The 12,209-nt window shown below is 64.7% G+C and carries 15 protein-coding genes and 1 riboswitch; of the genes, 8 read left to right on the top strand and 7 right to left on the bottom strand.

Features of this window, described 5'->3' with window-relative positions:
• Nucleotides 1-108: 108 nt before the first annotated feature.
• Together QA649_RS34035 and QA649_RS34030 are read left to right on the top strand one after the other, a co-directional pair.
• Nucleotides 109-516 carry an RT0821/Lpp0805 family surface protein gene (locus QA649_RS34035; RefSeq protein ID WP_283021057.1) on the top strand — a complete coding sequence of 136 codons (408 nt, stop codon included), beginning with the start codon at nucleotides 109-111 and terminating at the stop codon, nucleotides 514-516.
• Nucleotides 517-624: 108 nt separating this feature from the next.
• Nucleotides 625-1,587: a J domain-containing protein gene (locus tag QA649_RS34030; RefSeq protein ID WP_260385456.1), complete on the top strand. Its 963-nt coding sequence runs from the start codon at nucleotides 625-627 to the stop codon at nucleotides 1,585-1,587.
• 315 nt (nucleotides 1,588-1,902) lie between these two features.
• Here QA649_RS34030 and QA649_RS34025 read toward each other — a convergent pair whose 3' ends face one another.
• Together QA649_RS34025 and QA649_RS34020 are read right to left on the bottom strand one after the other, a co-directional pair.
• Nucleotides 1,903-2,673, bottom strand: coding sequence for an anti-sigma factor (locus tag QA649_RS34025; protein WP_283021056.1), 771 nt, complete (start codon nucleotides 2,671-2,673; stop codon nucleotides 1,903-1,905).
• Between the two features lie 100 nt (nucleotides 2,674-2,773).
• Nucleotides 2,774-3,262 carry a sigma-70 family RNA polymerase sigma factor gene (locus QA649_RS34020; protein WP_283021055.1) on the bottom strand — a complete coding sequence of 163 codons (489 nt, stop codon included), beginning with the start codon at nucleotides 3,260-3,262 and terminating at the stop codon, nucleotides 2,774-2,776.
• Between the two features lie 173 nt (nucleotides 3,263-3,435).
• Here QA649_RS34020 and fabI point away from each other — a divergent pair, with 173 nt between their 5' ends.
• The 6 genes from fabI to QA649_RS33990 all read left to right on the top strand — a co-directional run bounded on the left by fabI (nucleotide 3,436) and on the right by QA649_RS33990 (nucleotide 9,137).
• Complete coding sequence (gene fabI, locus QA649_RS34015) at nucleotides 3,436-4,251, top strand: enoyl-ACP reductase FabI (protein ID WP_028180364.1); 816 nt, start codon at nucleotides 3,436-3,438, stop codon at nucleotides 4,249-4,251.
• Between the two features lie 12 nt (nucleotides 4,252-4,263).
• A complete protein-coding gene (locus QA649_RS34010; RefSeq protein ID WP_283021054.1) occupies nucleotides 4,264-4,863 on the top strand; it encodes a histidine phosphatase family protein in 600 nt (199 codons plus the stop codon).
• A 177-nt stretch (nucleotides 4,864-5,040) separates the two neighbouring features.
• The gene (gene aroC / locus QA649_RS34005) at nucleotides 5,041-6,129 is read left to right on the top strand and encodes a chorismate synthase (protein ID WP_283021053.1); all 1,089 of its coding nucleotides are present in this window, start codon (nucleotides 5,041-5,043) and stop codon (nucleotides 6,127-6,129) included.
• A gap of 156 nt (nucleotides 6,130-6,285) precedes the next feature.
• Nucleotides 6,286-7,476 carry an adenylate/guanylate cyclase domain-containing protein gene (locus QA649_RS34000; RefSeq protein WP_283021052.1) on the top strand — a complete coding sequence of 397 codons (1,191 nt, stop codon included), beginning with the start codon at nucleotides 6,286-6,288 and terminating at the stop codon, nucleotides 7,474-7,476.
• A 169-nt stretch (nucleotides 7,477-7,645) separates the two neighbouring features.
• Nucleotides 7,646-7,924 (top strand): hypothetical protein, encoded by a 279-nt coding sequence (locus QA649_RS33995; protein ID WP_283021051.1) that lies wholly within the window; start codon nucleotides 7,646-7,648, stop codon nucleotides 7,922-7,924.
• A 31-nt stretch (nucleotides 7,925-7,955) separates the two neighbouring features.
• Complete coding sequence (locus QA649_RS33990) at nucleotides 7,956-9,137, top strand: radical SAM protein (protein ID WP_283021050.1); 1,182 nt, start codon at nucleotides 7,956-7,958, stop codon at nucleotides 9,135-9,137.
• Nucleotides 9,138-9,217: 80 nt separating this feature from the next.
• Here the strand turns inward: QA649_RS33990 and clpS are convergent, their stop codons facing one another.
• From clpS to QA649_RS33965, 5 genes are read right to left on the bottom strand one after another with little or no spacing between them, the layout of a single operon-like run.
• Nucleotides 9,218-9,523, bottom strand: coding sequence for an ATP-dependent Clp protease adapter ClpS (gene clpS / locus QA649_RS33985; RefSeq protein WP_283021049.1), 306 nt, complete (start codon nucleotides 9,521-9,523; stop codon nucleotides 9,218-9,220).
• Between the two features lie 45 nt (nucleotides 9,524-9,568).
• Nucleotides 9,569-9,910: a DUF190 domain-containing protein gene (locus QA649_RS33980; protein ID WP_018648661.1), complete on the bottom strand. Its 342-nt coding sequence runs from the start codon at nucleotides 9,908-9,910 to the stop codon at nucleotides 9,569-9,571.
• 2 nt (nucleotides 9,911-9,912) lie between these two features.
• Nucleotides 9,913-10,338, bottom strand: a complete 426-nt coding sequence (gene crcB / locus QA649_RS33975; protein ID WP_283021048.1) for a fluoride efflux transporter CrcB — start codon at nucleotides 10,336-10,338, stop codon at nucleotides 9,913-9,915.
• A 6-nt stretch (nucleotides 10,339-10,344) separates the two neighbouring features.
• Nucleotides 10,345-10,734 (bottom strand): fluoride efflux transporter CrcB, encoded by a 390-nt coding sequence (crcB, locus tag QA649_RS33970; protein WP_283021047.1) that lies wholly within the window; start codon nucleotides 10,732-10,734, stop codon nucleotides 10,345-10,347.
• 16 nt (nucleotides 10,735-10,750) lie between these two features.
• Nucleotides 10,751-11,959: an MFS transporter gene (locus QA649_RS33965; RefSeq protein WP_283021046.1), complete on the bottom strand. Its 1,209-nt coding sequence runs from the start codon at nucleotides 11,957-11,959 to the stop codon at nucleotides 10,751-10,753.
• 95 nt (nucleotides 11,960-12,054) lie between these two features.
• Nucleotides 12,055-12,130: riboswitch (Fluoride riboswitch) on the bottom strand.
• Between the last annotated feature and the right edge of the window lie 79 nt (nucleotides 12,131-12,209).

Raw genomic sequence — 12,209 nt, 5'->3', positions numbered from 1 at the left:
GAGTCCGAGTTGCGTCCCGCGGCCCAAAACGCGTTGTTGTCCGCTACCGTCCTATATAGGACATGGGGACGCGTTGGCCTATCGGCGATCCGCCCGTCCAGCCTTGTCATGACGATCATTCTGATCGGGCTGGGTGCCGGCGGCTGCAGCTTCTCCCGTGGTGACAAGAGTGCCTATGCCAAGGCCGACGACAGCGACCTCACCGGCTCGATCATACGGCCGGCGAAAGACACCGCGCCGACGGAGACCGATCTCGCCTTCGCCCGCAACGCCGCCTCGGACGTACTGAGCAAGGGCGACAAGGATTCCAGCCAGCACTGGGAGAATCCGGAGACTGGGGCGCGGGGCTCGGTGACGCCGATCGCGCAGTCCTATGCCGCCGAGGATGGCCGCAAGTGCCGAGATTTCCTGGCGAGCTATGTCAACGGGAACACGGAAAGCTGGCTCCAGGGCGCCGGCTGCCAAAGCAGTCGTGGCCGTTGGGAGATTCATACGCTAAAGCCGTGGCGGAGCTAGGAATCGGCGCGCGCCCCTAGTTGCAAAAATGCCACTCTCTTCCCACATCACCCGGAGTGGGGCGGGGAGCCCTTTGAACAATTCGAATTCTTGAAGGAGACGTGACGGATGCGCGACCCCTATGAGGTCTTGGGGGTGCCGCGGAGCGCCAACGCTGCCGCGATCAAGAGCGCCTATCGCAAGCTTGCCAAGAAGCACCATCCCGACAGCAACAAGGACGATCCGAAGGCGGCCGAGCGCTTCTCCGAGATCAACTCGGCGAACGAGATCATCGGCGACGAGGACAAGCGCAAGCAGTTCGACCGCGGTGAGATCGACGCCGAGGGCAAGCCGCGCTTCCAGGGCTTTCCGGGTGGCGGCGGGCCGCGCGGCCGCGCGGGTCCCGGCGGGTTCGAGAGCTATACGTTCCGCTCCGGCGGCGGACCCGGCCAAGGCGGCGGCGCCTTCGAGGACATCCTCAACAGCATGTTCGGCGGCGGGATGCGCGGTGCGCGGCCCGGAGCCGGCGGCGGTGCCCAGTTCGAATTCGACACCGGCGGGGTCGGGCTCGATCTCGACGTCAACGTCGCCATGTCCGTTTCGCTGGAAGAGTCCGTCAAGGGTGGCGAGAAGCGCGTCCGGCTGCCGACCGGCAAGGAGCTCAACGTCAAGATTCCGGCCGGCGTCACCGAGGGCCAGCAGATTCGGTTGCGGGGGCAGGGCGAGAGCGCCCAGGGCCATCCGCCCGGCGATCTCCTGATCACCATCAGCATCGCGCCGCACCCGTTCTTCAAGGTCGAGGGCGCGGACCTCAGGATCGACCTGCCGGTCACGCTCTACGAGGCGGTGCTCGGGGCCAAGGTCCGCGTGCCAACCCTCGGCAATGCGGTGGAGCTTTCGGTCCCGAAAAACACCTCCAGCGGCCGGACCTTCCGTCTCAAAGGTAAGGGATTGCCGAAATCTGGCGGAACCGGGGATCTCTTCGTCACCATCAGGATTATGCTACCGGACGGGAACGACGCCGAGCTTGAAGCATTGATGGAAAAGTGGCGGGACCAACACCCCTACAATCCACGTAGCGGGCTCGGTTAGGGCGCGGTCGAACTGAAGGGGTTTTTCCTAAAGGCCTAAAGCCGTCCAGGAGATGATGCTCATCATATGCCTGAGGCGTGTAGCGCTTCATGGTCTCGACGTGTCGGCTGTCCGGCGGGGCAGCCGATAAAAAGGTGCGGCCTCGAGAGGGGGACCAGCGCGGTACCAAAAACCCCAATCGAGGCCGCCCGCGTCGATCGGCGGATCGAACGCTACTCATAATCGCGTGAACACCCGGTGCGATAATGAGACACGCCCGTGTCTTGATTCCAAATTTTCAATGACGGAATCGAGGCACCGCGGTTCGACAGTTGTTTAGCCGCCGTTTTTCTCTGCCTGGTCGTAAACCGCCTGCGCGACCTTCGTTAGCCGGTCGCGATCACCGCCGCCGCTGACGACATAGCCGACGCCGCGCTCAGCCCAGAACAGCGCGCCGTCCTTGTCCGTCCTGGCGTAGCGCATTTGCGTCGCACCATTCTCGGTCTTGGCCGAGTAGATCGTGTACCGCTCGCCCGAGGCGCCCTCATACATCAGGAACGACGCCGGCCCGTTCGGCCCAGGCAGCAGCCGGCCGCCGACCAGCTTCAGCCCGCTCGCCTCCAAATTCGGCGCGAACACGGTCCAGCCGCAGCGCCTGGTCAGCCATGCCTGCAAATGATCGCGCTCGTTGCCGCCGACTTCGACGGGGTGGCGGACCTCGACGACATAGAGGCGGTGGGCGTCGAGCGCATCCGCCGTAAAGCTCTGGAAGGTCGAAGGCGCGTTGGCGGCACCATGCGCCACCCAGCCGGCGGTGCCGCCAGCGACGAAGGCCACCAGCACGGCCGCGGCGGCGCCATAGAGCCATTGCCGGGGACGGCGCTCCAGCCGCTCGAGCTCGAGCCGTGCCGGCACCGGCTCCTGGGCGACGGAATCGTAGCGGGCGTGCAGCATCTCGGCCATGGTCCGCCAGGACTGCACCCGCTCGGCATCGTCGGGGTGGGCGGCAAGCCAGGCCTCGACGTCGGCGCTTCGCTCGGCCGGCAGCTCGCCGTCGACATAGGCGTGGAGCTCGTCCTCGGTGATGGGAATGTTGCGGTCGTTCATATCGGTCGTCTCTGGCTCTGCGGCCCAAAAAATCCTTCGTGGCTCAACTTCGTCCGCTTCGCCCTGCGGGCGGACACTACGCGATGCATCAACCCGGCCATCATTTCACCCGCCTGAGCGCCGGGCGCTCACCCTCCAGCGAGGCTTTCACGTGGGCTCTCGCCCTTGCCAAGCGCGACATCACCGTGCCGATCGGCACGCCCTGGATGTCGGCGACCTCGCGGTAGCTCATGCCTTCCAGCATCACCAGCAGCAGCACCGAACGTTGCTCCTCGACCAGCGTTGCCAGCGCCTTCTCGATGTCGCTTCCCTCGGCTTCGGTCCCGCTGGCGTCGGGGTTGTTCTCCGTCAGCTGCATGAAGTGCGGCCGCCTCGCCAGCGAGCGCCGCCGGTTCTTGTTGAGGTTGGTCAGGATCGTATAGAGCCAGCTCCTGACGTCGCCTCCGAGAAACAGGCGCTCCGATCGGAGCGCACGCACCAACGTGTCCTGCACCAGATCGTCGGCCGCATCCGCATCGCGCGTCAGCGCGCGGGCGTAGCGGCGCAACGCCGGGATCATGGCTTCCACACTCTGGCGAAACGCACTCATTGCCGTCTTGACGTCCTGGTGTCCGGCGCGAGCGCCTATAGCGATCATAACACCCGAATGGAACGGCTATTCCGGCGCTCGAAACAGCGTTAACGCCGCGTATTAGGGCTGTACCGCAGGGGAGGGCTGGTGTACCTCCAAACCTCAACGAGAGCTCGACGGGACGTTCAAAAATGGCGCAGAATTCAGGTCTGATGCAAGGCAAGCGCGGGGTGATCCTCGGCGTTGCCAACAACCGCTCGATAGCCTGGGGCATTGCCAAGGCATGCCACGCCGCCGGCGCCGAGCTCGCCTTCACCTATCAGGGCGATGCGCTGAAGAAGCGCGTCGAGCCGCTCGCCGCCGAGATCGGCGGCCTCGTGCTCGGCCATTGCGACGTCACCGATGCCGCGACCATCGACGCCGCCTTCGCGGTGCTGAAGGAGAAATGGGGCAAGATCGACTTCCTGGTGCACGCGATCGCTTATGGCGAACAGCTCGACGGCCGCTACGTCGACACCACGCAGGAGAACTTCAGCAAGTCGATGTTGATCTCCTGCTACTCGTTCACGGCGGTGGCGCAGCGCGCCGAGAAGCTGATGACCGACGGCGGCTCGCTGATCACGCTCTCCTATTACGGCGCCGAGAAGTGGATGCCGCATTACAACGTGATGGGCGTCGCCAAGGCGGCGCTGGAAGCCAGCGTGCGCTATCTCGCCGCCGACCTCGGCGAGAAGAACATCCGCGTCAACGCGATCTCGGCAGGTCCGATCAAGACGCTCGCCGCGTCCGGCATCGGCGACTTCCGCTATATCCTGAAGTGGAACGAGTACAACGCGCCGATGCGGCGCAATGTCTCCACCGAGGACGTCGGCGGCAGCGCGTTGTATTTCCTCTCCGACCTCTCGCGTGGCGTGACCGGCGAGGTGCATCACGTTGATTCCGGATATCACGTGCTCGGCATGAAGCGGCCGGACGCGCCGGACATTTCGCTCGGTGGGAAGGACTAGTTCTTATCTGCAATGCCCGGGCCTACGATCTATTATCTTCGCCACGGCGAGACCGAGTGGAATGCGCTCGGGCGGCTTCAGGGCACCAGGGACATTCCGCTGAATGTGCGCGGCCGCAGTCAGGCCGTGCAGGCCGGCGGCGTTTTGGCCGATCTGTTCAGGCGTGACGGGCGCGACAAGGCCGCGCTGCCTTACGTGTCGAGCCCGCTTGGCCGCGCCCGCCAGACCATGGAACTCGCGCGCGGCAAGCTCGAGCTGCCGGTGGCCGACTATGCGCTCGACGACCGTCTGCGCGAGATCGGCTACGGCACCTGGGAAGGGCTGACGCTGGCCGAGAGCGAAGCCGCCGATCCCGACATCTATGCAAGGCGCCTCGCCGACAAATGGACGGTGGGCCCCGCGGGCGGGGAGACCTACGCGGACGTGCAGGTCCGCGTGCGCGCCTGGTACGACCAGCTCCGGACCGACACCGTCGCGGTCGCCCATGGCGGGACCTGCAGGGCCCTGATGGTGTCCCTGGGGCTGGAGACCCCCGCCAGCGCCGCCGAGCTCTATATCGAGCAAGGTGCCGTCTACGTGTTCCGCGACGGGCGGCTGGAGAAGTTTAGTTAGACCGCTCCCCGTCATTCCGGGGCGCCCTAGGGCGAACCCGGAATCTCGAGATTCCGGCTTCGATGCTTGCGCATCGCCCCGGAATGACGGAACTAGGGTTGAACCCAGTGCTCCGCGGCGCTACGACGTTGACAAACAACGTTTATGTAAAACGTCAACGCTAGGCGGCATCCGCGCATGTCCTTCAACACCTTCGGCCACATGTTCCGCGTCACCACCTTCGGCGAGAGCCACGGGGTCGCGATCGGCTGCGTGGTCGACGGCTGCCCGCCGATGATCCCGCTCACCGAGGCCGACATCCAGCGGGATCTCGACCGCCGCCGTCCCGGCCAGTCGCGCTTCACCACCCAGCGCCAGGAGCCGGACCAGGTCAAGATCCTGTCCGGCGTGATGGCGCATCCGGAGACCGGCGTGCAGGTGACGACGGGCACGCCGATCGGCCTGCTGATCGAGAACACCGACCAGCGCTCGAAGGACTATTCCGAGATCAAGGACAAGTTTCGTCCGGGCCACGCCGACTTCACCTATGAGGCGAAGTACGGCCTGCGCGACTATCGCGGCGGCGGCCGCTCCTCGGCGCGCGAGACCGCGATGCGCGTTGCCGCCGGTGCGATCGCGCGAAAGGTGCTGCCCGACGTCAAGGTGCGCGGCGCGCTGGTGCAGATCGGCCCGCACAAGATCGACCGCGAGAAGTGGGACTGGGACGAGATTGCCAAAAATCCGTTCTTCTGCCCGGACAAGGACAAGGCCGCGTTCTTCGAGACCTATCTCGACGGAATCCGCAAGAGCGGCTCCTCGATCGGTGCGGTGCTCGAGATCGTCGCCGAAGGCGTACCTGCAGGTCTTGGCGCACCGATCTACGCCAAGCTCGATTCCGATCTCGCGGGCGCGATGATGACCATCAACGCGGTGAAGGGCGTCGAGATCGGCGCCGGCTTCGGCGCGGCCGAGCTCACGGGCGAGGAGAACGCCGACGAGATGCGCACCGGCAATGACGGCACGCGTTTCCTCTCCAACCATGCCGGCGGCGTTCTGGGCGGCATCTCCACGGGACAGCCGATCGTGGTGCGTTTCGCGGTGAAGCCGACCTCGTCGATCCTCCAGCCGCGTCTCACCGTCGACCGCAAGGGCGCCGACACCGAGATCTTCACCAAGGGCCGCCACGACCCCTGCGTCGGCATCCGCGCCGTCCCCGTCGGTGAAGCCATGATGGCCTGCGTGCTGGCCGATCATTTCATCCGGGATCGCGGGCAGGTCGGCCGCTAGCGCCAGTAGGGCGGTAGCGCGTGATCCGGACCCGAAGGGCCGCGTGAGCGCAAAGTGTGAAGCGGTTTTCCGAAAGATCATGCGCCACCTATAATGCCGCGGTACCAGCCCACCGCGCAGCTTGACGTCCGCACAACTTCGTCCGCAAATGCGGGCATGCAAAACTCCGAGCTCCACCGCATCACCAATTGGCTGATCGACGGCGCGAGGTCGTCGGGGACCCCGGCCGAGATGATCGCCGATGTCTGCGAGCATCTGGTCGAAGCCGGCCTGCCGATATGGCGGTTCGGCATCTTCATCCGCACGCTGCATCCGGAAATCTTCGGCCGCAACTTCATCTGGCGGCAGGGCGAGGAGGTCGAGATCGGCACCGTCGATTTCGAGATCCTGGACACGCCCGAATTCGCCAAGAGCCCGCTCCGGATCGTGTTCGAGCAGGGGGTCGAGGTCCGTGGACGCATCGGCGATCACGACGGCGAACGGTTTCCGATCCTGAACGACATGCAGGCCGAAGGGGCGACCGACTATGTCGCGGTGCCGATGCCGTTTCTCGACGGCTCGGTCCATGCGACCAGCTGGGTGACACGGCATCCCGGCGGCTTCACCGACGACCACATCGCGGCGATCCGATCCATCGTGACGCCGCTCGCGCGCGTCGCCGAGATCATCAGCCTGCGCCGCACCGCCGAGATGCTGCTCGACACCTATGTCGGCAACCGCGCCGGCGCGCGCATCCTCGGCGGCCAGATCCGCCGCGGCCACAACGACACCATGCAGGCCGCGATCTGGCTCTCGGACCTTCGCGGTTTCACCGCGCTGTCAGATCGCCTGCCGGCAGAGACCGTGGTCGAGATCCTCAACCAGTATTTCGATTGCCAGGTCACCGCGATCCGCGGCCATGGCGGCGAGGTGCTGAAATTCATGGGCGACGGCCTGCTCGCGGTGTTCCCGATCGACGAATATGTCGGCGATGCCGCCCACGTCTGCACGCGCGTGCTGGAGGCTGCGCGCGAATCCCGCGCCAGCGTCGAGGCGCTCGCCTTTCCGGTCGGCGACATCGTCGAGCGCTTCCGCTTCGGCGTTGCGCTGCACGTCGGCAACATCCTCTATGGCAATATCGGCGGCGGCAACCGCCTCGACTTCACCTGCATCGGCCCCGCCGTCAATCTCGCCGCACGGCTGGAGAAGATCGCCGGGCGGCTGGGGCGCACCGTCGTGGTCTCGGAAGTCTTCGCCAATGCCTGCCGCCACGACTGGCGCGCGCTCGGCGAATTTCCGATCGCCGGATTCTCCAAGGCGCAGCGCGTCTACGGGCTCGGCGAAGAGACGCCGGTGGTGATGGCCTAGGGCGTCTTTGCAGGAGCGATGTCTGCTCCCTGAGGTCGAGCAGACCGGCCGGTCCCGACACATTGCCGCAACAATGGAAAAGGTATAGTGTTCGTCATTGCTCAGCCGGCTCGATCGTCCGGCCTTTCGTTCGATCCCTGCATTGCGTCGCGAAAAGGGGAGCATAATCATGCCGATTACGACGCTGAAGATTTTTGCGAGCCTCATCCAATTGCATGGGCCTGGCGCAACCATTCAGAGCGACCATCAGGGTATCGACGCATTGCTGAACGATCTGCGAGGACAGCGTGCGGAGCAGGGCGTCGTCTCCGACGACCCCGTGGCGACCCAGGCTGCTTTCAGGCGAGGCGCTTTTGCTAAGGGCGCCAACGCAGGCGCCTTCCGCAGGGGGGCGTACGCTCCGGGTGTCGGCGCGTTCCGCCGAGGCGGATTCGTTCGAGGGTACTAGACAACTTCTTCCAGCTCGTCTCGGTGTCGGCATGTCGGCTGACGGTTCAGATTGTGTCGCTTTCCAGGATCAGCCGATCACGCAATTGCTGGTCAAGGTCGCAACGAGATGTAACATCGACTGCTCCTATTGTTACTGGTTTCGCGACGCGTCCGTTTACACCAAGCCGAAGCTGATGAGCCCTGACGTGCAGCATCGTCTGCTGCAGCGCCTCGAGGAGCACGTTGTCAGATTCTCGCTCGCCGATTTTCCCGTCATTCTGCACGGCGGCGAGCCGCTGCTGTGGGGCGTCGAGAATTTCCACGGCTTTGCCGAAGCCTGCGAGGCCATTTCATCGCGGACCGGATGCGGCATACCGATCGCGGTCACGACCAATGGTGTGTTGATCGATGATGAATGGCTGGCCTGCTTCGAGGCCCGCAACATTTCGGTTGCGATCAGCGTGGACGGACCGGCACATATTCACGACCTTCATCGCAGGACGTTTCAGGGGACGGGCACCCATGCCGCCGTGGAACGTGCCGTTCGCATGCTGGTGTCGCGCAACATTGGCGTCATTGCCCTGGCCGTCTGCAATCCCGCTTACGCGCCGCAGCAATACGCCGATTTTTTCGCCGCCTGTGGAATCTCCAACTACGACATCATGATTCCCGATGCGACGGTGGATGAGAGTCCGCCATCCATTGCCGCTTTCTACAAGGGGCTGTTCGACCTGTGGCTGGAGGCAAATCGCTCGAAGCCGACGACCGATATCCGCATCATCTCGGACATGATCACCGCCCTGCTTGGCAACAATTCACCGACCGAGGGCGTGGGCCACAAGCCTGTCGAGCTTTGCACCGTGATGACCGACGGCACCGTGGAGGCCCACGATGTGCTGCGGATCGCAGGCGACGGCTTCACCACCACCGGGTTCAACATCTTCGATCACGCGATCGATGAGGTCAGGAATGAGCCGCGCTGGAAAGCCGCGCGCGATGCCTCAATCAATCTTTGTGCGAAGTGTCGTCAATGCAAGTTCATGGACGCCTGCGGGGGAGGCTATCTTCCGCATCGTTTCTCCAAGAAAAACGGCTACGACAATCCGTCCGTCTATTGCGATGATCTCTATTCGATGTTTGAGAACATGCAATCCGTATTGGAGAGCCATCTCTATGTCAGCAAGCCGGACGGTGTGCGTGTCAACGTGCGCGACACGCCGGCGGGCGCCTAGTGGACGTTGCTGCGTTGTCCGGCCCGCATCGGTTTTACGGTGTTGCTGACGATCTGTGGCAGTCGAAATACACCTGCGGCCTATTCCTCCGGCTCGGTCGTGAACAGCAGCGGATAGCCCTTGGAGCGGCCGGCGTCGGTGGCGCGGGTGGCCTTTGTCTCGGCGACGTCCTTGGTGAACACGGCGACCACGCAGGTGCCCAGCTTGTGCGCGGTGATCATCACCTTGTAGGCCTGATCCTCCGTCATGCGGAATTCGGCCTTCAGCACCATGGTGACGAATTCGCGCGGCGTGTAGTCGTCGTTGATCAGGATGACCTTGTGCAGCTTCGGCCGCTCGACCTTGGTCTTGGTCCTAGTTTTCGGCTTGGTGACGGTGTCGTTCATTCCGCCTCCTGGACACGGCGGGCTCGGGTTTCCGGCCGGAAGCGATCAGCTCGCGGCCTTCTCACCATATTGCAGGACCTGCACCTTCTCCAAGGTGATCAGTCCGCTCGACATCATGCTGTCAAGGATGGGCAGGAATGCGTTGATGTTGTCCTCGCTGTCGACGATCTCGATCAGCAGCGGCAGGTCTTCCGAAAGGCGCAGGATTTTCGAGGTGTGCAGCCGGCTCGACTTGCCGAATCCCATTGGACCACGCAGCACGGTGGCGCCGGCGAGGTGCAGCTCGCGCGCCCTCATCACGATCATTTCATAAAGCGGTTTGCCGTCATAATGGTCGCTCTCGCCGATGAAGATGCGGAGCGAAACTGCCTGATTGGGAATTTGCATGGTCAGCTCCTTGTCAAGCGGTTGTAGCGGCTCGCCAGCATATGCCCGGCCCACACCGACACCAGCCAGCAGACGACGGAGGACGCAACATAGGCGAGCGCTGTGTATTTCATGCCGCCATGGAACAGGCGGAAGGTTTCCAGGCTGAAGGCCGAGAAGGTGGTGTAGCCGCCGCAGAACCCGGTCATGACGAATTGCCGGTGCTCGGGCCGCGCCAGCACACGGCCATCAGGGCCGGTCAACGTCGCGTAGAAGCCGATGATCAGCGAGCCCGTGGCGTTGATGAACAGCGTCGCGGTGGGAAAGCCGGGCCCGGTGTCGAGCGCGAGCCCGACCAGATAGCGCGTCAGCCCGCCGACGATGCTGCCCGCGGAAACCCAGGCATAGAGAACCGCACTGCGCCAGCGTTCGGTGGAAGGGGAGCCCATCAGCCTCTAGCCTCCCAGACGATCGGCAAGCAGGAAGCCGCAAGTCACGGCGGTGAGGCACAGCCCGACCGAGAAGACGACATTGCCGAGCGCATGCAGGGCCTCGCCGTTGCGGGCGAGCGTCAGCGTTTGCAGGCTGAACGAGGACACCGTGGTGTAGCAGCCGAGGAACCCGGTCACCGCGAACAGCCAGGGGTTGGGCGCGGCGAAGACCGAGTCCGGATGCGTTGCCAGTGCGCCAAAAATGCCGATCAGGAAGGCGCCAGTGACGTTGATGGTCATGGTGCCCCATGGAAACGTCTCGCCGAGCCGCCGTGCGATTGCGCCGGAGACGAAATAGCGCGCGCAGCCGCCCAGCAAGCTGCCGATCATGATCGCGAGCACTCCACTCAGCACGATGAACCGCCTCCCGTCATTGCTTGCCCTCCGTTGCGAGGCCGTTGCCGATGGCGAGCAGCCCCGCGAGCGACACCAGTGCGAAGCCGAGCCCGGCCAGGAACGTGCCGGCCGGGCCATAGGCGTCCCACAGCGCACCGGCGATCACGCTCGCCGCGAGCAGGGCAAGGCCGGTGAACAGGTTGAAATAGCCGAACGCCGTGCCGCGCAGGCTCGGCGGGGCGGCGTCGGCGACGAGCGCCGAGAGCAGGCCCTGCGTCAATCCCATATGCAGTCCCCACAGCACGACGCCGAGCGCGAGGCCACCAAGGTTCGGCAGCAGCGCGAGTGCGAGATCGGCGCCGGCCAGGAAGACGAGGCCGAGCGCGAGCAGGCCGGTGCGGTTGATGCGGTCCGACAGCACGCCGGCCGGATAGGCCGAGAGCGCGTAGGCGATGTTCATCAGCACCAGCACCGCCGGCACCCACATCGCATTGAGCCCGATATTTTGCGCGCGCAGGATCAGGAAGGCCTCGCTGAAGCGCGCGAGCGTGAACACGACGCCGACAGCGACGACGCGCCAGTACACCGATCCGAGCTGCCGCATCGCGGCGGTGTTGAGCGGGTTCTTTGCAGGCTCCCGGCTCGGGTCCGGCTCCGGCTCGTTCACGGCAAAGGCGATCAGGCCGAACGAGAGGAAGGCCGGCAGCACGGCGAACCAGAACACGAGGGTAAAATTGTCCGCCGTCCACCACATCAGGCCGATGGCGACGAGCGGCCCGACGAAGGCGCCGATGGTGTCGAGCGACTGCCGGAGGCCGAAGCTCGCGCCGCGCAGGCCGCGAGGTGCGATATCGGCGATCAGTGCATCGCGCGGTGCGCCGCGGATGCCCTTGCCGACGCGGTCGATGAAGCGCGCCGCCACCAGCCATCCGACGCTGGGCGCGAGCGGGAACAACGGCTTGGTGAAGGCGGCGAGCCCGTAGCCGAGCGCGGCGAGCAGCTTGCGGCGGCCGAGCCAGTCCGACAGCGCACCGGAGAAGATCTTGGTGATCGAGGCGGTGGCCTCCGCAATGCCCTCGATGAAGCCGACCGTGAGTGTGGACGCCCCGAGCACGGTGACGAGATAGACCGGCAGCAGCGCGTGGATCATCTCGGAGGAGATGTCCATCAACATCGAGACGAAGCCGAGCACCCAGATTCCCCTGGGCAACCCGCTACGCGCAGCAATCGGTGTCGTCGTCACGCCTTCTCCTTCTTCCGCTTTCAGGCAACAAAAAACCCGCCATCGGCGGGTTTGTCCATGCTCCCGCCAAAGGCGGAGGCTCAATGATTGCCCCACCTCAAGCAGGAGTCATCAGCCCACTACGGTCAAGCCGCCGGGCGGTTGTCGGGGGACTCCATCCCCATCTGTGCGGCCAGCCTAGCATGGAAATCGCGCCGGACAAGTGGGCGGGGGAGTGTCTCCACGCGCGCCACCGTCATTCCGGGGCCCG

Origin of the sequence: Bradyrhizobium sp. CB1717 (genome assembly GCF_029714325.1) — a bacterium.
Lineage (GTDB): Bacteria > Pseudomonadota > Alphaproteobacteria > Rhizobiales > Xanthobacteraceae > Bradyrhizobium.
This window is presented reverse-complemented; position numbering and strand designations above follow the sequence as displayed.

Excerpts from the sequence above, each read along its gene's own strand:
- QA649_RS34020 (WP_283021055.1), bottom strand. The coding sequence starts at position 3,262 with ATGAGTGCGTTTCGCCAGAGTGTGGAAGCCATGATCCCGGCGTTGCGC.
- QA649_RS33980 (WP_018648661.1), bottom strand. The coding sequence starts at position 9,910 with ATGCAAATTCCCAATCAGGCAGTTTCGCTCCGCATCTTCATCGGCGAG.
- aroC (WP_283021053.1), top strand. The coding sequence starts at position 5,041 with ATGTCCTTCAACACCTTCGGCCACATGTTCCGCGTCACCACCTTCGGC.
- QA649_RS34025 (WP_283021056.1), bottom strand. The coding sequence starts at position 2,673 with ATGAACGACCGCAACATTCCCATCACCGAGGACGAGCTCCACGCCTAT.
- QA649_RS34030 (WP_260385456.1), top strand. The coding sequence starts at position 625 with ATGCGCGACCCCTATGAGGTCTTGGGGGTGCCGCGGAGCGCCAACGCT.
- clpS (WP_283021049.1), bottom strand. The coding sequence starts at position 9,523 with ATGAACGACACCGTCACCAAGCCGAAAACTAGGACCAAGACCAAGGTC.
- QA649_RS33990 (WP_283021050.1), top strand. The coding sequence starts at position 7,956 with ATGTCGGCTGACGGTTCAGATTGTGTCGCTTTCCAGGATCAGCCGATC.
- fabI (WP_028180364.1), top strand. The coding sequence starts at position 3,436 with ATGGCGCAGAATTCAGGTCTGATGCAAGGCAAGCGCGGGGTGATCCTC.
- QA649_RS33995 (WP_283021051.1), top strand. The coding sequence starts at position 7,646 with ATGCCGATTACGACGCTGAAGATTTTTGCGAGCCTCATCCAATTGCAT.
- QA649_RS34000 (WP_283021052.1), top strand. The coding sequence starts at position 6,286 with ATGCAAAACTCCGAGCTCCACCGCATCACCAATTGGCTGATCGACGGC.
- QA649_RS34010 (WP_283021054.1), top strand. The coding sequence starts at position 4,264 with ATGCCCGGGCCTACGATCTATTATCTTCGCCACGGCGAGACCGAGTGG.
- QA649_RS34035 (WP_283021057.1), top strand. The coding sequence starts at position 109 with ATGACGATCATTCTGATCGGGCTGGGTGCCGGCGGCTGCAGCTTCTCC.
- crcB (WP_283021048.1), bottom strand. The coding sequence starts at position 10,338 with ATGGGCTCCCCTTCCACCGAACGCTGGCGCAGTGCGGTTCTCTATGCC.